This is a genomic window from Sphingobium sp. SCG-1, from assembly GCF_002953135.1.
Lineage (GTDB): Bacteria > Pseudomonadota > Alphaproteobacteria > Sphingomonadales > Sphingomonadaceae > Sphingobium.
In genome coordinates this window covers 3,440,607-3,461,610 of sequence record NZ_CP026372.1, presented here as the reverse complement: position 1 = coordinate 3,461,610, position 21,004 = coordinate 3,440,607, and the positions used below count along the sequence as shown (strand labels likewise).

The window sequence follows — 21,004 nt, the reverse complement described above, 5'->3', positions numbered from 1 at the left end:
GACTGCGATCAGCACGGAGGCAGAGTCCTGCGCCTATCTCAATGCAACCTCACTTGATGACGAAACTGGGATCTCCCGCGCGGTCGGCCGAGCCGCTCGCCGGGCAGTGATGGAGGTCTTCGTCGTAAAGAAGAGTAGCGCCAGCACGACGGCCAGGAACAGCCCAACCAGCGCGGCGTCGACTCGGTCGTTGAAGATGATGCGCTGCATTTCTGCCATCGACTTTGCGGGGCTGAGCACTTCATCGGCATCCGCTGCTGCGCTGAACTTGGCTGCGTGGGCGAGGAACCCGACTTTGGCGTCGGCCGAGAAGAGCTTGAGCCAACCCGCCGACAATGTGCAGATCAGCAGCCAGACTGTGGGCAGCACCGTCACCCAGGCATAGCGGTCCCGCTTCATGCGGAACAAGACGGCGGTGGCAAGCATCAGGGCGATGGCGGCAAGCATCTGATTGGAGATACCGAATACCGGCCACAGCGTGTTGACCCCGCCCAGCGGGTCGGTAACGCCCTGATAGAGGAAGAAGCCCCAAGACGCGACGCACAGACCGGTTGCGATGAAGCCGGGTAACTGGCTGGTCGTATCCTTGAAGGATGGCAAGGCGAGCGCGATCAGATCCTGCAACATGAAGCGCCCGGCGCGGGTGCCCGCGTCGACGGCGGTCAGGATGAATAGCGCTTCGAACAGGATCGCAAAATGATACCAGAAGGCCTTCATGGCCGGGCCGCCAAAGACGTGGCTAAAGATTTCGGCCATCGCCACCGCCAGCGTCGGTGCGCCGCCCGCGCGGCTGATGATGCTGTGTTCGCCGACATCTTTCGCGGTCTGGGCGATGAGGTCGGGGGAGATGGGAAAGCCCATGGCGGCGACGGCGGCGGCCGCACTGGCCGGATCAGTGCCTATCAGCGCGGCTGGGCTGTTCATCGTGAAATAGATGCCGGGGTCGAGGATCGACGCGCCGACCAGCGCCATGATCGCCACGATCGCTTCCATCAGCATCGCGCCATAGCCGATCATCGTCGCATGGGCTTCGCTGGCGATCAGCTTGGGCGTGGTGCCGCTGGCGATCAGCGCATGAAAGCCCGACACGGCGCCGCACGCGATGGTGATGAACAGGAACGGAAACAGCCCGCCCGACCACACCGGTCCGCCGCCGTCGGCGAACTGGGTGAGCGCCGGCATTTTGAGTGGCGGGGCCATGATGACGATGCCGATGGCCAGTGCGGCAATCGCCCCGATCTTGAGAAAGGTCGACAGATAGTCACGTGGCGCGAGCAACAGCCAAACCGGCAGGACGGAAGCGACCGCGCCATAGCCGATCAAGATCCAGCACAATGTCAGCGGGCTGAAGGTGAAGATCGGTCCCCAATAGGGCGCTTGCGCGATCGCCTGTCCATAGACGATCGCGGCCAGCAGGCCGATGAGGCCGAGCAGAGACACCTCGCCGATCCGTCCCGGCCTGATCCAGCGGGTATAGGCGCCCATCGCCATGGCGAGCGGCACCGTCGCCGCCACCGTGAACATGCCCCACGGGCTTTCGGCCAGCGCCTTGACGACGATCAGCGCCAGCACGGCGAGGATGATGACCATGATCATGAACGCGCCGAACAGCGCGATCGTGCCCGCGACCTGCCCCATTTCCATGCGGATGAGTTCGCCCAGCGACTTGCCGTCGCGGCGCATGGAAATGAACAGGATCATGAAATCCTGCACTGCCCCCGTGAGCACCACTCCGACGATGATCCACAGCGTGCCGGGCAGATAGCCCATCTGCGCCGCCAGCACTGGCCCGACCAGCGGCCCGGCGCCTGCGATCGCCGCGAAATGATGGCCGAACAGGACGGACTTTTCGGTCGCGACATAGTCGAGGCCGTCGGCGCGGCGGATCGCAGGGGTGGACCGTGCCGCGTCGAGCCGCATCACATGGCGGGCGATGAATAGGGCGTAATAGCGATAGGCGACGAGGAAGCAGCTGACTGCGGCGACCACGATCCACAATGCGTTGACCTCTTCACCACGGGACACTGCGACGACGCTAAGCGCCACCGCGCCGATGATCGCAGTCAAGATCCAGAGAATGTGCCGGGTCATTATGTTCTTCCGATCTCAGGATTGTGGTCATAGCGCCCCACCTTTGCACCATTGGATGATCCGAACCGGGCATAAAGAGTAGGCAAGACGAACAGGGTGAGCAAAGTGGCGGAAATCAACCCGCCGATCACGACAGTCGCTAAAGGCTTCTGCACCTCCGCGCCCGATCCCGTGGCGAGCGCCATGGGTACGAAGCCGAGCGAGGCCACCAGAGCCGTCATCACGACCGGTCGCAGGCGTTGCATCGCGCCTTCCCATGCGGCTCTGACCGGCTCCACACCCTTGCCCACCAGTTGCTGGATAGAAGTGAGCATCACCAGTCCGTTGAGCACGGCGATGCCCGACAAGGCGATGAACCCGACCGCTGCGGACACGGAGAATGGCATGCCGCGCAGGAACAACGCCAGCACACCGCCGATGAGAGCCAGCGGGACACCCGTGAACACGATCACCGCATCCCGCACCCTGCCCAGCGCTCCGTAGAGGAGTAGCAGAATGACCGCAAAGCAGGTTGGCACCACCAGCATCAACCGATCACGGGCGGAGGCCAGATTCTCGAACTGCCCGCCCCATTCCAGGTAGGTGCCTGCGGGCAGGCGGACATCGGACGCGATCGCCGCCTGCGCATCCGCAACCACGCCTGCGACGTCGCGACCGCGGATATTGGCCTGCACCACGATCCGCCGTTTGCCGTTTTCGCGGCTGATTTGGTTCGGGCCGTCAGTGACCCCGATATCCGCCACGCTGCCCAGCGGCACATAGGCGCCGCCGGGCGTGGGCACCGGAATCTGACCTAGTTGCGCCATGTCCGCCCTTTGCCGGTCATCGAGCCTGATGGTGACGGCAAAGCGCCGGTCGCCTTCGAAGATCATGCCAGCATCCCGCCCGCCAATCGCGGCAGCCACGACATCCTGCACGGCGCGCATCGACAGGCCGAACTGCGCCAAGGCCTCTCGCCGCGGGCGAATGTCCAATATCGGTAGGCCTTCTGTCTGCTCGACGCGGACGTCCGCAGCCCCTTCTGTTTTGCGCAGCACTGCCGCGACCTGATTGGCGGCGCGGTTCATGGCGTCGGCATCGTCGCCGAAGACCTTCACCGCCACATCGCCGCGCACGCCTGCGATCAGTTCGTTGAAACGCATCTGGATAGGCTGGCTGATTTCGAATGCATGGCCGGGCAGTTTTTCCAGCGTCTTTTCGATAGCGGCTACCAGTTCAGCCTTTGGCAGGGACGGATCGGGCCATTGGTCGCGCGGCTTCATGATGATGAAGGTGTCGGAAATATTTGGCGGCATCGGGTCCGACGCCAGTTCGGCCGTCCCCGTTTTCGAAAAGACGAAGCGGACCTGCGGCCGGGTGGCGATCGCCCGTTCGACATCGAACTGCATCGCTTGGCTCTGTTCGACCGAGGTGCCGGGAATACGCAGCACTTGTGCGGTCGCGTCCCCTTCATCGAGCTGTGGCAGAAACTCCTGCCCCAGCATCAGAAAGACGCCGATCGCCGCTACGAACGCTACCACGGCCGCCCCGATTGTCCGTTTCGGGCGGTGCAGTGCGCCAACGAGGCCTGGTTCGTAGCGCGCCTTGATCCAGCCGATGATGCGCCCTTCCTTTTCCTCCACCGGCTTAGAAAGCAGGATGGCCAGCATGGCGGGGACGAACGTCAGCGATAGGATGAAGGCGCAGATGAGCGCCAGAATGACCGTCAGCGCCATGGGCGTGAAGGTCTTGCCCTCCACCCCCGTCAAAGCGAGCAGCGGGACGTACACGAGGATGATGATCGCCTGCCCATACACGGACGGACGGATCATTTCGCGCGAGGCGCCGGCGATGGTCGCCATGCGTTCGTCCAGTGTGAGCAGCCGCCCTTCGCGATGCTGCGCATCGGCCATGCGGCGCAATGCGTTTTCTACGATGATGACCGCGCCATCGACGATCAGGCCGAAATCGAGCGCCCCAAGGCTCATGAGATTGGCCGACACGCCACCCTGCACCATGCCGAAACTGGTCATCAACATGGTGATGGGAATGACTAGCGCGGCGACCAGCGCAACACGGAAATTGCCCAACAGCGCGAACAGAACGACGATGACCAGCAGCGCGCCTTCGATCAGGTTCTTCGCTACGGTGTTGATCGTGGAATGGACCAGCGCCGTGCGGTCCAGCACAGGCTGGACGATGACGTCTGTCGGCAGGGACGCGTTGATATCCTCCAACCGTCGCGCGACGGCGGACGCGACAGTGCGGCTGTTTTCTCCGACGCGCATCACTGCCGTACCGACCACGACTTCCCGGCCGTTTTCCGATGCGGACCCCATGCGGATCGCCTGCCCCGTACGGACCGTGGCAACCTGATCCAGCAAAATCGGCACGCCTTCACGGGTGGCGATGACGGTGCGCGCCAGATCGGCAGCGCGCGATATCCGGCCATCGGACCGGACCGCCAGCCCTTCGCCGTTACGATCGACAACCCCTGCGCCAATGGCGCTGTTATTATCCTCCAGAGCGCGGGCCAGATCGTCCAGGCTGATGCGCAGTGCGGCAAGCCGTTGGAGATCAGGCACGACCTGAAACTGCTTCACATAGCCGCCGATGGCATCGACCCCGGCCAGGCCGGGCGTGTTTTTGAGCAAGGGCGTTACGATCCAGTCCTGCGCGGTGCGCAGATAGGTCGCCTGATCGGCCTGGCTGGTGAGCCGTTCCCCTTCGGGCGTGATATAGCTGCCATCGGGTTGCAGGCCGGGTTCGCCCGGCTCGTGCCTGTCGTCCTTGCGATGCGCCAGATGGACGGTCCACATATAGACTTCGCCAAGGCCGGTGGCGATCGGGCCTATTTCGGGGGATACGCCGGCGGGCAGGCTTTCGGCCAGCCCGGCCAGTCGCTCGTTCACCTGTTGCCGGGCGAAATAGATGTCGGTCGAATCGGTGAAGACCGCCGTGATCTGGGCAAATCCGTTGCGGCTGAGCGAGCGACTATATTCCAGCCCCTCGATACCCGACAGGGCGGTTTCGATGGGAAACGCGACTTGGCTTTCGACCAGTTCGGGGGACAGGGCAGGCGCGCGGACGTTGATCTGCACCTGATTGTTGGTGATGTCGGGCACCGCATCGATGGGCAGGCGGCCAAGCGACCAGCCGCCGATGATGCAGGCGATGAGGGTCAGCAGCAGAACCAGCCAGCGCCGCGCGACGGAGAATGTGACGATCGCGTCAATCATCATCAATGCCCATGTTCCGCTTCGCCCTTGCCAAGCTCAGCCTTGAGAGTGAAGCTGCCGACGGCGGCGATGCGTTCGCCGCCTTTGAGGCCACGGACGATCAATATGTCTGCGCCGCTGACCGCGCCGGTCTGGACCGGGACGGTGCGAAAGCCGGTGGCAGTGCGGACGAACACGCTCGATTGCCCCTCGACCGTCTGAACGGCCGCCTGCGGCACGCTGATCGCGCGCACGCCGTTGGCGGCGGGCAGCGCGACCACCGCCGTCACGCTTTCCCCGATGCGCCATTGGCCCGCCCCATTGTCCAGCGTGGCGATGGCCGGGACCAGCCGGGTCTGGTGGTCAAGGATTGGCGAGAGGAAGCGGATGCTGGCGGTGGCAGTGCGGCCCTGCCCGTTCACCGTTACCTTTGCGCCGGGCCGCAGCCGAGCTGCATCGGATGCGGAAAGAGACAGCGAGATGGACAGTTGTGAGAGATTGGCGATGTGGTACAGTTCCGCGTCAGCCGTCACAACCTGCCCCAACATGGCTTTTCTTTCAATGACTTGACCGGCAATAGGCGATGGCAATGCGACGCGGTTGAGGCCACCGCCTGCCCGGCCCGTTGCGGCCAGTTGCTGCCGCGCCAGCCGCAGGGCGATGCCCGCTTCGGTCGCGGCGGTGCGGGCGGCGATCAAATCCTGTTCGGGGGAGACACGCTGCGCGAACAGGCGCTGTTCGCGCGCCAGATTGCTGCGCGCCAGCGCCAGGCGAGCCGATGCCGCCTCGATCTCGCCCTGCATCTGCGCGGCCTCGCGGCTTTCCAACACGGCCAGCGTCTCGCCGGCGCGGACGGATTCGCCCAGATTGCGGCTCAGTGCGACGATGCGCCCGCCGATCGCGGCGGTGACAACCTGGATGCCCTGCGGATCGCCTTCCACCATGGCGGGCAGCGTCAGCGCGCCGCCGCTTCCGGCGGCGTCGACGGTGACGAGGGTGATGTTGGCGGCGCGAATCTGGTCGTCGGTCATGGCGACGACGCCTTCTTCCGCCTTATGGCCTTCCTCTTCATGGCCCTCTTCATGCTCGCCGTCTTCATCGCCGCCCTCCTGCCCATGGGCGTCGGCTTTCGCCGCGGGGGGCGTATCACCGCCGCCACAGGCGGCCAGCAGCAGGGCGAGCGCAAGCGGCGTCGCAAATGTCTTTTTCATCGGATCAATTCCCAAAATCGCGGGGCGCGGGGATGGTCAGCCGGGCCCGGCGGGCCATGGCGTCATGGTAGGTGGCGAGCGCATCGACCGCTGCGAGGCGGGTGTCGGCCAGCGAGCGTTCGGCATCGAGCAGGTCGATCTGGCCGAACTTCCCCTCCCGATAGCCGATGCGGGCGATGCGGGCAGCTTCCTCGGCGGCGGCCAGCGCCGGCCCCGCAGCGATGCGCGCGGCGGTTTCCGCGTTCGCGACCTCCGCATCGGCGGACGCTATCGCCTGCGTCAGCTGGATTTCGGTCATGCGCCGGGTGGCGTCCGCCTTCTGCTGCTCAGCGCGCGCCTGCGCCAGAGCGGCCGATCCGTTGTTGAACAGTTGCAACGGGATGTTGACGCCGAACAGGGCCGCCGTGTCGTTGGTCGCCGACAGGCGCCGCGGCCCGGCGAAGAGTTGCACGTCGGGCGTGCGCTGCGCCCCGGCCAGACGGACCTGGGCCTGCGCGGTGGCGACATCCAGCGCGGCGGCGCGCGCGATGAGCATCGTGGCCACGGGCGCGCGATCGACTGGCCCGGCGGCAGCCAGCGCGTCGAACCAGAGCTGGTCCAGCAGCCCTTCCACCGGCGCGCCGATCAGGCTGGACAAATTGGCGCGGGCGACGTCGGCCAGCCGGCGGGTCTGCTGCTGCGTAGCCTGCGCATTGACATGCATCAGCCCGGCGCGCTGTTCCTCAAGGGGAGAGGCGCGGCCGGCCTGCACGCGGACCCGCGCAGCGTTCAGCGCATCGGCCGCAATCGCCAGTTGCCGGGCGGCGACGTCCTCGCGCCGCGCCGCAGCGACGGCGGCGACATAGGCTTGGGTGACTGACAGGCCAAGATCGGCGTCGATCACCGCGCGTTCGACCAGCGCCCTTTCATGCTGGGCATCGGCAACGGCGATGCGTGCCGATCGCTTGCCCCCCAGTTCCAGCGGCAGCGTGACCTGCGCGGTGGTTTCCGCACTGCCAAAGCCGCTATACGCGCCGCTGCCGCCGACATTTTCGGTCTGGAGATTGAGTTCGGGGTTGGGGCGCAGGGCGGCGACGGCGCGGGCGGCCCGCGCCGATGCGACGCCGGCCTGCCCGGCCTGGGTGGCGGGCGACTTAGCACCTGCCATTTCGAGCGCGCGCGCAAGGGTGAAGGGCGGTGACCCTTCCTGCGCCCGCACGGGGGCGCACAGGGCCACGGCCAGCAGGGCCGCGAAAATGCGATACATGATGGAAAACTCCTGAAGACGATGACAGGCGCCAAGCCGCTCAGGCGGCGGGCAGGTCTATCGGCTTCAGGCGATGGGTGGGCGCAATCCCGGATCGATGATAATAGTCGCCAGTTGAGCGCTTCGCGGCATCCCATGCCGATCTTTCAGCGACTCCGGAGAAGCCAGAGGCGCACGCGCGGCGTCGGTGCTGGCATGATGGCCATGGCAGCCGCCATGATGATGCGGCATGCCATTATCCGCATCGGCAGGAACCTCATCGCTGTCGCCATCAGAGTGACCCGCTGACAGGGATGTCCCGGCGGATTGGCAGCCGAAACCTTCTTTGGCATGGGCAAGTGCGCCGGCTCCCAGCGCAAAGAACAGCCCCATCATTGCCAAGAAGGATATCCATCCACGCATGGGTCTGCTGCCTAACACCACTTCAGCGGCCTGTCATCACTGCGCGCATCAATGTTTTCCTTCTGGCTTCTTCAGGGCATCGAGCGGACATTTGTGGAAGAAGCGCTTTTCGCCTTTATAGTTCAGCGCGTCGATGCGATCTGCCGACCGGTTCGTAATGGTATAGCTGCGCCGAACCTGAGGCGTGTCTGCTGATGCGAAGGGCATATGCGAGTGCGTATATTCTATCGCATTCCCTTTATCGATGAAGGCCCCCACCGCGCCGATCGGCGATGAAGGCAGGTCCACCTCGACATAATATCCGTCCGCCGTGAACACCCACGCCTCGCCGCTGTCGCAGCTGCGCGTTTCACCGACACTCCAGACGCCTGTCAGCGGTGCAGGCTGCGTGGCGGCCTGAGCAAGAAACATGGCGAGAAAAATCATGGTCGGCTTCCTTTGGCTGGTCCCGCCTTCTGAGCGGCCTTTTGAACGAGATCGTGGATGTAAGCGGCGCCCTGCCCGATCGCTTCGAGCGAGACACGTTCGTCGTCGCCATGAACGCGCGCAGCATCGGCGCCGCTGACCGGGAAGGGCGAAATGCCATAGACGGGCACCCCGCGTTGCCGCCAAGGCGTCGCGTCGGTGCTGGCGACAAGCAGCGTCGGCATGATCACCGCGCTGGGCCAATGCGTCTTTGCCGTCGTCGCGATCAGCCGGTAAAGATCCGAGTCCAGCGATGAAGGGGCTATCGCCGACCGGTCCCGGATCAGCCTCGCACGCTCCTCCCCTTCCAGCACCGTGAGGGCGACCCGGTCATTCCCGATCGCCTTGCGAAGCTTGGCGAGAAAGGCGTCGAGGTCGGTGCCCGGCATCAACCTGGCGTTCAATGTCGCTTCGGCCACGCCCGGAATGATGTTGGGCTTAAGCCCGGATTGCAGCATCGTGAGGACCGTCGTGTTGCGCAGCAGCCCTTCCATACCCCACCCCGACACGGTGTCGCCTGCGGCGATGACAGCGGCCGCGGCGTCTTCCCGTGCCGCCACCGTGGTTGCGGACAAAAGCCGTTCGACCGGTTGGCGCAGTGCGCGCGGATGCAGGCCGGCCAGCGCCGTCAGATAATCCCTGGTGGCCGGCGTCAGCGCTATCGGCTCCCGATGGGATGCCAGCCGATTGAGGGCGGCGACCAGTTGATCGTTGGCGCTGACGTCCTGCCCAAGCGGGCGGGAACTGTGGCCGGCCGGCCCCTCCACCCGCAATGTGAGATTGACGGTCAGCTTGTCGGCATAGCTGACGGCGATTTCGCTCACGCGCCCATCGACCCCCCGGATCGACCCGCCCTCATTGAGCGAAAACTCGGCGTCGATCTTGTCCCAATGATGGGCGGCCAGCCAGTTGGTGTTGTAGCTGCCCTGTTCCTCATCCGCTTCGGCCAAAAAGATGATGTCGCGGGCAAGCGGCACATTGTCCGCCGTGATCCGCAGCATGGCGCGCGCGAAAGCGGCGACCGCGCCCTTGTTATCCAGCGCGCCCCGACCGTAGAGATAGCCGTCCTTGATGACGCCGCCGAACGGATCGACAGTCCATCGCATGCGATCTGCGGGGACTACATCGGTATGGGCAGCCAGAAGGATCGGGCGTTTGCTTCCATCACCCTTCAACCGCGCGATAAAATGGGCAGCCTTGCCATTTGGTGCGATGATAATTTCATTGGCGATGCCGGCCGTATCGAACAAGCGCTTGAGATGATCGGCAATCGGCCGCGTATCGCCTGGCGGGTTGGACGTATCGATCCGAACGAGATCGGCCAGCAGCTTCGCTGTCCGATCGCCTTCACGATCCTCCGCATGCGCCGGTGCTGCACAAAGCAGCACCGGCAAGATGGCAAACCCCATACAACGCATCAGAAGCGTACCTTCAACCGCGCATATAGCGTGGCCCCGTTCACGCCGAAGGGCGCAATATAGGCATGGGGGAAAATCCCCGCATTGTCCGCACCGTTGGTGCCCGCCGCAACGCTCGCCGCGGTCGAGGCGATCTGCTTTTTGGGAAACACGTCCAGGATATTGTCTGCCCCCAGAACGATGGTCGCATTGTCGGTGAGGTCGTAACTCGCCTCCAGATCTGTTATGATCTGGCCCTTGAAATGCTGAATGATGTCGAAGCTGGTGCCAGCGGGATTGGCGGGCGTGACCGTGACGTCATAGCCGGGAATAAGCGCGGCGACCTGCGCTGCGGAACGACCGGTCAGCGCAACCTGCGACACCATGCCATAATAGCTGTTGGTCAGGTTCAGGCCGACGCGACCCGACTTCCAGTTGAGGTTGAGCGTCACCTTGTCGCGCGGGATCGAGTCGGTGAAGCGAACCTGCTGGGTCAGGTCGAACAGCACCGTGGAGATACCCATCGCCTGAAGCGCTGCTGGCGTGCCGGCAATGCGGCGGAATTCGGTTTCGGTAAAGGTGCCAGCCAGCGTGGCGTTCAGCGTGCCGCCCGCTAACGGCAATTTCCAGGTCGCCGTCAAATCCACGCCTTGGGTCGTCGTATCCACGGCGTTCGTCAGATAGGCCACCGACTGGATGCCGGGTTGGCCATTGGCGGCGAGCAGAGTGGTGAGCGCGGTGCCGGAAAAGTTCGACGACAGGGCAATGCGGTCGTCGATGCGGATGTTGAAATAGTCGGCGGTGAAAGTGAAGCCGGTGCCCGGCGGGCTGAATACCGCCCCAAGCGTGAAATTCTCCGCCTTTTCAGGCTTGAGCGGCGTCGCACCGACCAGTGACGCGATCGGATCCTGCAACGAGATCGTGCGGATCTTGCGCGGCTCGCCGTTCACGAAGCTGATATTCGTGTTGCTGGTGTTGGATTGCTGGAGCGCGGGCGCGCGGAACCCGGTATTGTAGGAACCGCGCAGGGCCAGACCCTTCACCAGTTCCAGGCGACCCGCCACCTTCCAGTTCCACGTATCCCCGAAATCGGAAAAATCCTCATAGCGAACCGCGCCGTCGATCGTCAGGCGATCGAAGAAGGTCTTCTGGATTTCGCCATAGACGGCCTTGCTGTTGCGGCTCGCTTCGGCGCTGTCTTCGGGTGCCGTGCCGCCGCCGGGCTGCGCGCCGACGGGGGCGGGGCGGCCTGCGTTAGGACCATCGAGGATCGGTATGCCGCCATCGGCATAACTGGCCGGTTCGCCCGCGAAAATGCGGAAATATTCCTTGCGATATTCTAGGCCCAAGGCGACCTCCAGCGGCGCGCCATCGCCCAGATCGAACGATTTGGTGAGGTCGAGATTGTTCGTCCACTGGCGGAAACGGTTGCTGCCACGATCGAACACGGTCTGGCTGGCCGCGCCCTGCGATGTGTTGAGCGAATTGCTATATCCGGTAAATTCCTGTGAATTCCCGAAGGCGGAAGACAGGTCATAGCCGAATGTGCCCAGCATGCCCTTCACCCCTGCCGCCGCCGACCAGTTCTCAATCCCGATATCCTGGAGGGGCAGGAAGCCGTCGGGATAGATGGCGCGGACATTTTCGTCCTGGCCCGACCGTCGGAAGAAGTTGTACGCCGTCCCTTCCAGCTTGCTGTAGCCACCGAACGCATAGAATTGCGTTTCGTCGGCGACCGGGAGCTTCAGGTTAGCGAAGATCTGTTTGTTTTCGTATTTGGGTTGTCCAAATACCCAGATGTCCCGATCGAAGCTCGCCTCTCGCGGATCGAGCGTCCCGCTCGAAGGGGTGAGGCCCGTTCCCGAACCGAAATTGCCGGATGGCGCGACGGGCCTGCCCGCGGCGTTGGTGCCGAAATATTGCTGACGGGTATCGGGGGCCGCCCGGTCGGTCTTTGCCTGTTTCTGATATTGCGCGGTGACGCGGATCACGCCGCCGTCGCCGATGGCGAAGCCCGCGCCGACCCATGCCACGGCGGTTTCACCATCGCCGCGCGTCGTCTGCCGATAGGTGACGGCGCCATCATAGCCCACCCGATCGTCGAGGTGAAGATTGATGACGCCCGCAATCGCATCGGAACCATATTGCGCCGACGCACCATCGCGCAAAACTTCCACCCGACCCAGGGCGCCTGCAGGAATGGCGTTGAAGTCATAGGCCACGTCGCCGCGCCCGATCTGATTACCAAGATTGAGAGAGGCAGATGTGTGGCGGCGTTTGCCGTTCACCAACACCAGCATCTGACCAGTCGATAATCCGCGCATCGTCGGCGGCGTGAGGAAATCGAGAACGCCGGCGGCCGTGGGCCGGGGCGTGCTGAAACTGGGCACTGCGACCTTCAGCATATCCTGAAGTTCGGTCTTGCCCGAAGACCGCAGGTCGTCCGCCGAGAGGGAATCCACCGGGCTGAGCGACTCCGTGGCGACTCGGCCGCCAAAACGGCTGCCGGTCACGATAATCTCCTCGGCCGGCTCGGCCTGCGCTTCTCCACCCTGGGCCAGAGCGGTTCCAGACCAAAGCATGGAAAGTGCAAGCGCGGCGCCGGACACACCGGCATGAATAGTCTTGCGTGACGGCAAAAACATGAAACCCCCTAATGGAAAAGCGTGAAGCCTCCTGCGTCGAGGTCGCGACCGCTCATGGCGGCGATCAGGTCAAGCCCGCGTCACCTCGTTGTCATAATCATGCTCTGCCGACCTAAAAATACAATTGACGTAAAGGCACGAGTCCATGCACAAAACTTATAGCTAGGGGGAAGCATGAATTTCAGGCAATTGGAAATCTATCGCGCTGTCATGATGAGCGGCTCCGCTTCGCGCGCGTCGGAATTGCTCGAGATCACGCAGCCCGCTGTCAGCCGCTCTATCGCTGAACTTGAAGCGGCTATGGGTTTCTCCCTGTTCGACCGGGTCCGCGGTCGCCTTGTGCCGACGCCTGAAGGACAGATGTTCTTCACCGACGTCGTGGCAAGTTTTGTCGGGCTTGATACGCTGCGCGCATCGGCCGCCCGTATTCGGGATTTCGGGTCGGGCAGCATCCGGGTCGCCAGCCTTGCCGCGCTCGGATCGACGCTGGTTCCGCGCGCCATCAGTCGCTTCAACCGCCAGCATCCCGACATCGCGATAACGCTTCAGGTGCGCTTTTCGTCAGCGGTGCGCGATCTTGTCGCCAGCGGACAATTCGATATCGGCCTTGCCGCCGACGAGATCGATATGTCCGGCGTGGATCATCGTCAGTTTCAAAGCATCAGGGCGCTTTGCGCCGTCCCCGCCGGCCACAGGCTTGCGGACAAGGCCGTCATTGTACCCGGCGATCTCGACGGAGAGGCCTTCATCGCCCTATCGCCCGAAGACCGGGCCAGGGCGCGCCTGACGCGGGCGCTCGACGAAGCAGGGGCCAAGCCGCGGATCATCGTCGAAACGCCCTATTCCATCACGGTCTGCGCTCTGGTCCTTGAGGGCGTTGGCCTAGGCATCGTTAATCCCAACTCCATCGACGGATTTCCCGAACGCGGCCTGATTCTCAAGCCGTTCGAACCGGAGATCTATTTCAAGACGCTTCTGGTCTTTCGCCCGGACGCGCAGCGCTCGCAGATCGTCAAGGACTTCACCGCCGCGCTGCTGGAAGAGCGGCAGGCAATCTATAAAATCTGATTATAGAGTCGTGCCTGATGGGCAATTGAACTTCTACCGCTTGCCCTTCATTCTGCGTCAGTCACAAAGGGATGATGATGAGGGACCTGACGCAAGTCGTACACCATCCGCAGGTAAGCGAGCAGGGCTTCGCAAGCCTTGCCGTGCCTGTATACCGTGCCTCGACTATCATATTCGATAGTGCGCAGGCCTATGCCGATCGCAAGGACCGCGGCCCGGACGGATATAGTTATGGCCTGCACGGAACGCCGACGACCAAAATGCTCGAAGCGCAGCTTAGCGCGCTTGAACAGGCCGATCATTCGGTCATCCTACCATCAGGCCAGGCAGCGATTGCGATCCTGTTTCTCACCATATGTCAGGCCGGCGACGAAGTGCTGATCCCGGACAATGCCTATCCCGCCGTTCGGGGTTTTTGCGAAGACTATATGGCCCCACGCGGGATAGGCCATCGCATTTACGATCCTATGATCGGCGCTGGGATCGGTGATATGATTGGCCCTTCGACACGGCTCATCTGGACTGAGTCGCCTGGCTCCACCTCGATGGAGGTCGGGGATTTGCCCGCAATTGCCGGGGCCGCCCGCGTGCGCGGCGTGCTGACGGGTTGCGACAATACATGGGCGACGCCGCTGCTCTTCAAGCCCCTCACCATCGGCATCGATGTCGCGATGGAGGCGCTCACCAAATATGTGGGAGGCCATTCCGACCTGTTGCTGGGTTCGCTCAGCCTGCGCGACCGAAGCTGGTATGAGCGGATCCGATCCACGATGCGGATGCTCGGCATCGGCGTTTCGCCCGAAGATTGCGCGCTGGCGCTGCGGGGCATCGAAACGATGGGCGTGCGCATCGGCCATATCGGCAGGATTTCGACGGATTTTGCGCACCGGCTGCAGTCCATGCCGGCTGTGGCGAAGGTTCTGCACCCCGCGCTGCCGGATTGCTCTGGTCACGACCATTGGAAGCGGGACTTTGCAGGCGCAAGCGGCGTATTCAGCATTGTTCTTGAGCCTGGCTGCGATGGCGCACTCGACACGGCGCTTGGCGATTTGCGCGTCTTTGCGATAGGCGCCTCCTGGGGTGGAAGCCGCAGCCTGATCGCTCCCATGTCGCTTGATCGAGCAAGAACGGTCACGCCCTGGCTGCATGAAGGCCGACTTCTTCGCATCAGCATCGGCTTGGAAGATCCGGCTGACCTCTGGGACGATTTGAGTCGGCTTCTAACCTCTCTCGTCCCAGCCGGTTCTGGCGGCTGACCCCATGTTACGGGGGCTATCTTTCCTTGCCGCCTGCATTCTGTTCCAGCCAGGATGTACGGCGCCTGCGCCGCCGCCCGACATGACGGCGCCCGGCCATACGCTTGCGACCGTCAAGGCGCGCGGCTACGTCCTGTGTGGCGCCAATCGGGAAACGATCGGTTTTGGCGCACCCGATGAAAAGGGCTATTGGCGCGGCATCGACGTCGATGTCTGTCGCGCAATCGCCGCCGCTATCTTTGGCGACCGGGAAAAGACGCGCTTTGCACCGCTGACTGGCCAGCAACGTCTGACCGCGCTGCAAACCGGGGAAATCGATGTCTTGCCTCGCACCACGACCTGGACCCTCCAGCGTGACGCCAACGGGGTCAATTTCACCATCCCCAATTATTACGACTACACCGCCTTCATGGCGCGCAAGTCTGACGGCGTAGCGAAATTAGCCGACCTCGCAGGCGCGTCGGTCTGCGTCCAGACCGGGTCGATGACCGAAATCACCTTCGCCGACGTGTCCCGCAAATATCGCCTGAACCTGCGCCCGGTCATTTTCGACAATGTCATCGCGACGCGTCAGGCGTTCCTCGCCGGACGCTGCGACGCGCTCGTCACGGACGCGTCGGCGCTCCAGTCGGTGCGGATGACGCGGTCCACCCATCCCGACGATTATGTCATCATCCGCGCGGACGATCAGGTCGCCCCGTTGACCACGGCGGTGCGCCATGGCGACGACCAGTGGTTCGACATCGTGAAATTTGCGATCGATGCAATGATCGTCGCCGAACAACTGGGCATTTCCCGGCGCAATGTCGATGCGATGCGCATGTCGGACGACCCCGCCGTCAAGCGCTTCCTGGGCATAGAGCCAGGCAACGGACGCGCCCTGGGACTGAGGGAGGATTTCGCCTACCAGATCGTCAAGCAGGTCGGCAATTATGCCGATATCTACGATAACAATCTGGGCGTGAACAGTCGGCTCAAAATTCCGCGCGGGCTGAACAGGCTTCAACGCGATGGCGGCCTGATGCTTCCGATCGGCTTTTACTGATGCGCAGGCGCGCGCCCCGCACCTGGCGCTGGTGGGCGCCGCAGGTTGCGCTGCTGATCGCGCTTGGGCTGGCCTTTGCCTGGTTCGGCGTCAATCTTGTGCGCAACCTGATGCAGCGCGGCATCATGACCGGATTCGATTTCCTCGCAAGCGCGGCGCGGTTTCCTATTTCGGAGACTATCCTGCCCTATGCGTCGAACGACAGTCTGGGCTGGGCCTTCATCGTGGGAACGGCCAATACCGCGTTTCTCACTGTCTCCATACTACTGCTGTCGACGCTGTTCGGCCTGCCGCTCGCCCTGGCGCGGCGATCGGGCCATCCGCTCGCGAAACATCTTTCCGGCAGCATCATCGAACTGGTGCGCAATACGCCGCTCGTCGTGCAACTCCTCTTTTGGTACGGGCTGATAACGGTCAGCCTGCCGACGTCACGGCACGCGCTCCAGCCCCTTTCGGGTTTTTTCCTGACCGATCGTGGCCTGTATTTCACTTCGTTCGGCATTACCGGCACCGTGCTTCCGCTCCTGCTTCTGGCGAGCGGCGGATTGATCCTGATCGCGGCGCTGGCATGGCATGGCAGGCTGCATCTGGCCAGCCTCGCTACGCTGGCGACCGTGTTGGCGTGCGGCGCGACCTGGGTCGCACTCGATCTGGGCGTCGCGCCGGACACGCCGCAGCTTGGCCGGTTCAATTTCACCGGCGGCGTCACGCTGACCCCGGAGTTCGTCGCGGTCATGGTGGGATCGACCCTCTACGCCAGCGCCTTTGCCGCCGAGATCATCCGCGGCGGTATAGACGCTGTGGCGAGAGGACAATGGGAAGCGGGCGCCGCCCTTGGCCTGACGGAGCGGCAATGCCTGCGCCTCGTCATCATGCCCCAGGCCTTGCGGGTCATGATTCCGCCCATGACCAATCAGTTCATCAGTATCCTCAAAAATTCGACCATCGCTCTGGTGGTCGGATATCCTGAACTGAATTTCATCGCCAACACGGCGATGAACCATAGCGGGCAGGCGATCGAGGCGATCGCCATCCTGATCCTGGTCTTTCTAGGCACCGCAGGCCTCATTGCCTATGCGATGAACCGCCTGAACGCGCGCGTGGCGCTGGTGGAACGATGACCTACGTCCGCACCGCCATCGAGCCTGTCCGACCTGCGCCGTCAAAGCCGCGCCAGGCCCTTGCGCCCATATTGTTCGGCAATATGGCCAACATGCTGACGAGCCTGCTCATCCTCCTGATGGCCTGGACCGCGCTGCCGCATTTCCTTTCCTGGGCCTTCGTCCATGGCGTTTGGAGCGGCGATGGCGAAAGTTGCCGTGACGCCGGCGCCTGCTGGGCCTTTCTCCGGGTCAAGCTCCCCTTCATCCTGCTGGGCCTCTACCCCGAAGCCGAACGCTGGAGGCCGATAGCAGTCGTCGCGATAGTGATCGCGCTGACATTGTGGTCGATGCCCCCGCGCAACTGGACGCGCACGACCCTGATGGGCTGGCTGCTTGCTGTGCCCTTTTGCCTCGTGCTGATGACCGGCGGCATCGCCGGTCTGCGGTTCGTGCCGACCGGTGCGTGGGGCGGCCTGCCCATCACGCTGCTGCTGACGATCCTGTCGCTGGCGCTGGGGTTTCCGTTCGGCGTCCTGCTGGCGATCGCCCGTCGGTCGCGGTTTCCTGTCTATCGTTGGGTCGCGACAGCTTTTATCGAGGTCGCAAGAGCCTTGCCGCTGCTCACGCTGCTGTTCATCGCCGCGCTGATGGCGCCGCTGCTGCTCCCGGACGGATGGACCATCGACAATCTCATCCGGGCGCTCATCGCCTTCACCCTGTCGTCGGCGGCCTATCTGGCGGAGGTGATCCGCGGCGGGCTGCAGGCGATCCCTCGCCAACAGGAAGAAGCGGCGCGAGCGCTGGGACTGGGGCGCACCGACGCGCTTTTCGCGATCATGTTGCCCCAGGCGATCCGCAAGGTACTCCCGCCGCTCACCAGCACCATCGTCGTCATTATCAAAAATACCAGTCTGGTGCTGGTGGTAGGCCTTTTCGATCTCCTGAGCGCAGGCAGGGTGGCCTTGAGCGACCCGCTATGGCCCACACCCTATGCCGAAACCTATCTGGCGATCGCCCTCTTCTATTTCACGATCTGCTACGGTTTCGCCCGCTATTCCCTGCATCTGGAACGAACCCTGAAGGAGGCCGGTCGATGAGCGCGGTCAGGCTGTCGGGCGTCCATAAATGGTATGGCGACTATCACGCCCTGCGCAATGTCGATCTATGCGTGGCGCCCGGCGAGAAGATCGTGATCTGCGGGCCGTCCGGTTCGGGCAAATCCACGCTGATCCGCTGCATAAATGGCCTTGAGCTGCACGACGAAGGCCAGATCCTCATCGGCGAACAGGCGGTACGCGACGACCCCCGCAGCCTGCAGCATATCCGTTCACGCGTCGGCATGGTGTTTCAGAGCTTCAACCTCTTCCCGCACCTGTCGATCCTGCAAAACTGCATCGTCGCGCCTATGAAGGTCAAAGGCTTCTCGCGCGAGAATGCGCGCGATCTCGCGCTGGCGTTCCTAGAGCGCGTCCACATCCTCGATCAGGCAGACAAATATCCGGGCCAGTTGTCAGGCGGGCAGCAGCAGCGCGCGGCCATAGCCCGCGCCCTGTGCATGCAGCCGGAAATCATGCTGTTCGACGAACCGACCTCCGCCCTCGACGCCGAAATGGTCAAGGAGGTACTCGACATCTTGGAGAGCCTGGCGCGCGATGGCATCACGATGCTGTGCGTCACCCATGAAATGGGCTTCGCGCGCGAGGTGGCCGACCGCGTGGTCTTCATGGACCAAGGCCAGATCATCGAGGTGAGCCAGCCTTCGTCCTTTTTCTCGTCGCCGCAGCATGCGCGCACCCGCGCCTTCCTGCGCCAAATCGTTCGCTAAGAGGACATCATGCTTCGTATCGCCAACCGCCTTGCCGAACTCGGCATTGCACTGCCCGAACAATCGTCCCCCATCGCCAATTATCTTCCTTTTACACGATCGGGCCGGATCGTCCATGTCTCAGGCCAACTCTCCAAAAGTGCTTCGACTGGCGTGAAGGGGGTCGTCGGGATCGACCTGACGCTCGATCAGGCAAAAGCAGGCGCAAGGCTCTGCGGGATCAACCTTCTGTCGCAGTTTCGCAGCGCCTGCGGCGGCGATCTGGATCGCGTCGTTCGCATCCTGCGGCTTGGCGGCTTTGTCCAGGGCGGCCCGGGCTTCGATGCGATCCCTGCTGTCATCAATGGCGCCTCCGACCTCATGGTCGACGTGTTCGGTGACCGCGGACGTCATGCGCGCTCGGCGGTAGGCGTATTCCGCCTTCCCCTTGGCTACGCCGTCGAAGTCGACGCCGTCATCGAAATCGCAGCTTGATCCCCTCCGTTTTTCTTCACGACATTCCCATCCGGAGTATTATTCAATGACCAATCGCCGCCAATTTATAACCGGGGCCGGCGCAGCCTCTGTCGCTGCCATGATCACGGTAAAGCCTGCGTTCGCCGCGGAAACCTTCCCGGCGCTTCCTGCCAAGCTCGATTTCGCCGGACTGCAACGAACCCTTGCCAGCCTCTATGACGTTGATCGTTCGATCGTCAATTTCGATGCCGCCTATTATGGGGCGATGACCAAATCTGTCCATGCCACCTATCTGGACAAGACCGGATGGGTGAACCGCTATAATTCGACCTTCCTGCGCAGCGCTGTCGAAAGCGCGCCGCGCGACCCGGAACTCGACAAATCGCGCGATGGGGTAGCCGCGATGATCGGCGCGCAACCCGACGAGATCGCGCTTGCTGGCGGCGGGACGGAGGCGCTTTACGCCCTGATCGTCAACTATGGCCTGCTCAAGGCGGGTGATGCAGTCATCTATTGCGACGTCGATTATGACGAGATGCAATATGCGATGGACTATCTGGAACAGAGCCGAGGCGTCGACGTCGTTCGCTTCTCGCTGCCTGAGCCCCACACGCGCGCCAATATCCTGGCTGCTTACGAGAAAATCCTCAAGGACACGCCCAAGGCGAAGTTGCTGTTGCTCACCCATGTGTCGAACCGCAATGGCCTGATCCCGCCGGTCAGGGAAATCGTCGCCATGGTCAAGGCGCGCGGTGTCGATGTCATTCTCGACAGCGCACAGGCTGTCGGCCAGATGCCTTTCGACGTCACCGACACCGGTGCCGACTTCATCGGCTTCTCCCTCCATAAATGGCTGGCAGCGCCGCTTGGCACCGGGGCCATCTACATCCGCAAGGACCGGCAGAAGGATATCCTCCCCTGGCTGGGCAATCGCATCCACAACGCCGATGACATCCGATCGCGTATCCCGACCGGCACCGTCGATTTCGCGGCCCGGCTCACCATTCCAGCGGCAATCGAGGTCCAGAACAATATCGGCATCCAGCGCAAATTTGCTCATCTGCGCGCCTTGCGCGAACATTGGTATGGCCGTGCCGGTGACATCAAGGGAATCGAACTTATGCTTCCGCCCGAGAAAGACAATTATGGGGCGATCAGCGCATTTCGCCTGCCTGGCATGAAGACGATAGAAGACACCAAGCGCGCGCAGGCGCAATTTCTGGGCAAGCACAAACTGCTGGTCGTCGCGAAGGCTGGCCTTGCGTCCGGGCCGTTGCTGCGGGTCACCCCGGCCTTGTTCAACACCACCCAGGAACTGGACCGTCTGGTGACCGCCATTCAGACCGAACGAAATATGTTTTCATGAGCCCCGGCACGGCAGCCTGTATGACAGCATGTTGCCATGCCGGCACCCTTGCATGATTGATCTGGGGGGCTGAGCGCTCTATCGATGCTCAGCCATGGGACATCATGCCCTATGGACGCGGGGTGAGGGGGAGGTAATCCGGCCCGGATGAACAACTGGATCAGGCAGTCGCAGACAGGTCGCGGGCTCTTTGCCCTGCTGATCCTCTGTGCTCTCTCGATCCGCGTTGCC

At 63.1% G+C, this 21,004-nt stretch carries 16 protein-coding genes; 8 read left to right on the top strand and 8 right to left on the bottom strand.

Features of this window, described 5'->3' with window-relative positions; translation table 11 throughout:
- Positions 1 to 33 precede the first annotated feature (33 nt).
- The 8 genes from C1T17_RS15990 to C1T17_RS15955 all read right to left on the bottom strand — a co-directional run bounded on the left by C1T17_RS15990 (position 34) and on the right by C1T17_RS15955 (position 12,654).
- Positions 34 to 2,091 (bottom strand): carbon starvation CstA family protein, encoded by a 2,058-nt coding sequence (locus C1T17_RS15990; RefSeq protein ID WP_104954293.1) that lies wholly within the window; start codon positions 2,089 to 2,091, stop codon positions 34 to 36.
- Complete coding sequence (locus C1T17_RS15985) at positions 2,091 to 5,309, bottom strand: efflux RND transporter permease subunit (RefSeq protein ID WP_104955288.1); 3,219 nt, start codon at positions 5,307 to 5,309, stop codon at positions 2,091 to 2,093. The genes C1T17_RS15990 and C1T17_RS15985 overlap by 1 nt, the downstream gene beginning before the upstream one ends.
- Before the next feature lie 2 nt (positions 5,310 to 5,311).
- A complete protein-coding gene (locus C1T17_RS15980) occupies positions 5,312 to 6,499 on the bottom strand; it encodes an efflux RND transporter periplasmic adaptor subunit (RefSeq protein ID WP_104954292.1) in 1,188 nt (395 codons plus the stop codon).
- 4 nt (positions 6,500 to 6,503) lie between these two features.
- Positions 6,504 to 7,745, bottom strand: a complete 1,242-nt coding sequence (locus C1T17_RS15975; RefSeq protein WP_104954291.1) for a TolC family protein — start codon at positions 7,743 to 7,745, stop codon at positions 6,504 to 6,506.
- Between the two features lie 66 nt (positions 7,746 to 7,811).
- Positions 7,812 to 8,147 (bottom strand): hypothetical protein, encoded by a 336-nt coding sequence (locus tag C1T17_RS15970; RefSeq protein WP_104954290.1) that lies wholly within the window; start codon positions 8,145 to 8,147, stop codon positions 7,812 to 7,814.
- 48 nt (positions 8,148 to 8,195) lie between these two features.
- Positions 8,196 to 8,573, bottom strand: coding sequence for a hypothetical protein (locus C1T17_RS15965; protein ID WP_104954289.1), 378 nt, complete (start codon positions 8,571 to 8,573; stop codon positions 8,196 to 8,198).
- On the bottom strand, positions 8,570 to 10,021 hold the full coding sequence (locus C1T17_RS15960; protein WP_189338376.1) for a M20/M25/M40 family metallo-hydrolase: 1,452 nt from the start codon (positions 10,019 to 10,021) through the stop codon (positions 8,570 to 8,572). The genes C1T17_RS15965 and C1T17_RS15960 overlap by 4 nt, the downstream gene beginning before the upstream one ends.
- An 8-nt stretch (positions 10,022 to 10,029) precedes the next feature.
- Complete coding sequence (locus tag C1T17_RS15955; protein ID WP_104954287.1) at positions 10,030 to 12,654, bottom strand: TonB-dependent receptor plug domain-containing protein; 2,625 nt, start codon at positions 12,652 to 12,654, stop codon at positions 10,030 to 10,032.
- A 174-nt stretch (positions 12,655 to 12,828) separates the two neighbouring features.
- Here C1T17_RS15955 and C1T17_RS15950 point away from each other — a divergent pair, with 174 nt between their 5' ends.
- The 8 genes from C1T17_RS15950 (at position 12,829) to C1T17_RS15915 (ending at position 20,773) form a co-directional block, all read left to right on the top strand.
- Positions 12,829 to 13,722 (top strand): LysR substrate-binding domain-containing protein, encoded by an 894-nt coding sequence (locus C1T17_RS15950; protein WP_104954286.1) that lies wholly within the window; start codon positions 12,829 to 12,831, stop codon positions 13,720 to 13,722.
- A gap of 71 nt (positions 13,723 to 13,793) precedes the next feature.
- Positions 13,794 to 14,978, top strand: coding sequence for a trans-sulfuration enzyme family protein (locus C1T17_RS15945; RefSeq protein ID WP_223262648.1), 1,185 nt, complete (start codon positions 13,794 to 13,796; stop codon positions 14,976 to 14,978).
- 4 nt (positions 14,979 to 14,982) lie between these two features.
- Positions 14,983 to 16,023: an amino acid ABC transporter substrate-binding protein gene (locus tag C1T17_RS15940; protein WP_104954285.1), complete on the top strand. Its 1,041-nt coding sequence runs from the start codon at positions 14,983 to 14,985 to the stop codon at positions 16,021 to 16,023.
- Entirely contained in the window at positions 16,023 to 17,144 is a 1,122-nt protein-coding gene (locus C1T17_RS15935; protein ID WP_104954284.1) for an amino acid ABC transporter permease, read from the top strand. The genes C1T17_RS15940 and C1T17_RS15935 overlap by 1 nt, the downstream gene beginning before the upstream one ends.
- 83 nt (positions 17,145 to 17,227) lie before the next feature.
- A complete protein-coding gene (locus C1T17_RS15930; RefSeq protein WP_223262647.1) occupies positions 17,228 to 18,223 on the top strand; it encodes an amino acid ABC transporter permease in 996 nt (331 codons plus the stop codon).
- Positions 18,220 to 18,951 (top strand): amino acid ABC transporter ATP-binding protein, encoded by a 732-nt coding sequence (locus tag C1T17_RS15925; protein WP_104954282.1) that lies wholly within the window; start codon positions 18,220 to 18,222, stop codon positions 18,949 to 18,951. Before C1T17_RS15930 ends, C1T17_RS15925 begins: the two co-directional genes overlap by 4 nt.
- Before the next feature lie 9 nt (positions 18,952 to 18,960).
- Positions 18,961 to 19,425 (top strand): RidA family protein, encoded by a 465-nt coding sequence (locus tag C1T17_RS15920; RefSeq protein WP_104954281.1) that lies wholly within the window; start codon positions 18,961 to 18,963, stop codon positions 19,423 to 19,425.
- Positions 19,426 to 19,471: 46 nt separating this feature from the next.
- Positions 19,472 to 20,773, top strand: a complete 1,302-nt coding sequence (locus tag C1T17_RS15915; RefSeq protein ID WP_104954280.1) for an aminotransferase class V-fold PLP-dependent enzyme — start codon at positions 19,472 to 19,474, stop codon at positions 20,771 to 20,773.
- Positions 20,774 to 21,004 lie beyond the last annotated feature (231 nt).

Excerpts from the sequence above, each read along its gene's own strand:
- C1T17_RS15940 (WP_104954285.1), top strand. The coding sequence starts at position 14,983 with ATGTTACGGGGGCTATCTTTCCTTGCCGCCTGCATTCTGTTCCAGCCA.
- C1T17_RS15965 (WP_104954289.1), bottom strand. The coding sequence starts at position 8,573 with ATGATTTTTCTCGCCATGTTTCTTGCTCAGGCCGCCACGCAGCCTGCA.
- C1T17_RS15960 (WP_189338376.1), bottom strand. The coding sequence starts at position 10,021 with ATGGGGTTTGCCATCTTGCCGGTGCTGCTTTGTGCAGCACCGGCGCAT.
- C1T17_RS15930 (WP_223262647.1), top strand. The coding sequence starts at position 17,228 with ATGGCCAACATGCTGACGAGCCTGCTCATCCTCCTGATGGCCTGGACC.
- C1T17_RS15920 (WP_104954281.1), top strand. The coding sequence starts at position 18,961 with ATGCTTCGTATCGCCAACCGCCTTGCCGAACTCGGCATTGCACTGCCC.
- C1T17_RS15925 (WP_104954282.1), top strand. The coding sequence starts at position 18,220 with ATGAGCGCGGTCAGGCTGTCGGGCGTCCATAAATGGTATGGCGACTAT.
- C1T17_RS15975 (WP_104954291.1), bottom strand. The coding sequence starts at position 7,745 with ATGTATCGCATTTTCGCGGCCCTGCTGGCCGTGGCCCTGTGCGCCCCC.
- C1T17_RS15935 (WP_104954284.1), top strand. The coding sequence starts at position 16,023 with ATGCGCAGGCGCGCGCCCCGCACCTGGCGCTGGTGGGCGCCGCAGGTT.
- C1T17_RS15915 (WP_104954280.1), top strand. The coding sequence starts at position 19,472 with ATGACCAATCGCCGCCAATTTATAACCGGGGCCGGCGCAGCCTCTGTC.
- C1T17_RS15970 (WP_104954290.1), bottom strand. The coding sequence starts at position 8,147 with ATGCGTGGATGGATATCCTTCTTGGCAATGATGGGGCTGTTCTTTGCG.
- C1T17_RS15985 (WP_104955288.1), bottom strand. The coding sequence starts at position 5,309 with ATGATTGACGCGATCGTCACATTCTCCGTCGCGCGGCGCTGGCTGGTT.
- C1T17_RS15945 (WP_223262648.1), top strand. The coding sequence starts at position 13,794 with ATGATGATGAGGGACCTGACGCAAGTCGTACACCATCCGCAGGTAAGC.
- C1T17_RS15950 (WP_104954286.1), top strand. The coding sequence starts at position 12,829 with ATGAATTTCAGGCAATTGGAAATCTATCGCGCTGTCATGATGAGCGGC.
- C1T17_RS15990 (WP_104954293.1), bottom strand. The coding sequence starts at position 2,091 with ATGACCCGGCACATTCTCTGGATCTTGACTGCGATCATCGGCGCGGTG.
- C1T17_RS15955 (WP_104954287.1), bottom strand. The coding sequence starts at position 12,654 with ATGTTTTTGCCGTCACGCAAGACTATTCATGCCGGTGTGTCCGGCGCC.
- C1T17_RS15980 (WP_104954292.1), bottom strand. The coding sequence starts at position 6,499 with ATGAAAAAGACATTTGCGACGCCGCTTGCGCTCGCCCTGCTGCTGGCC.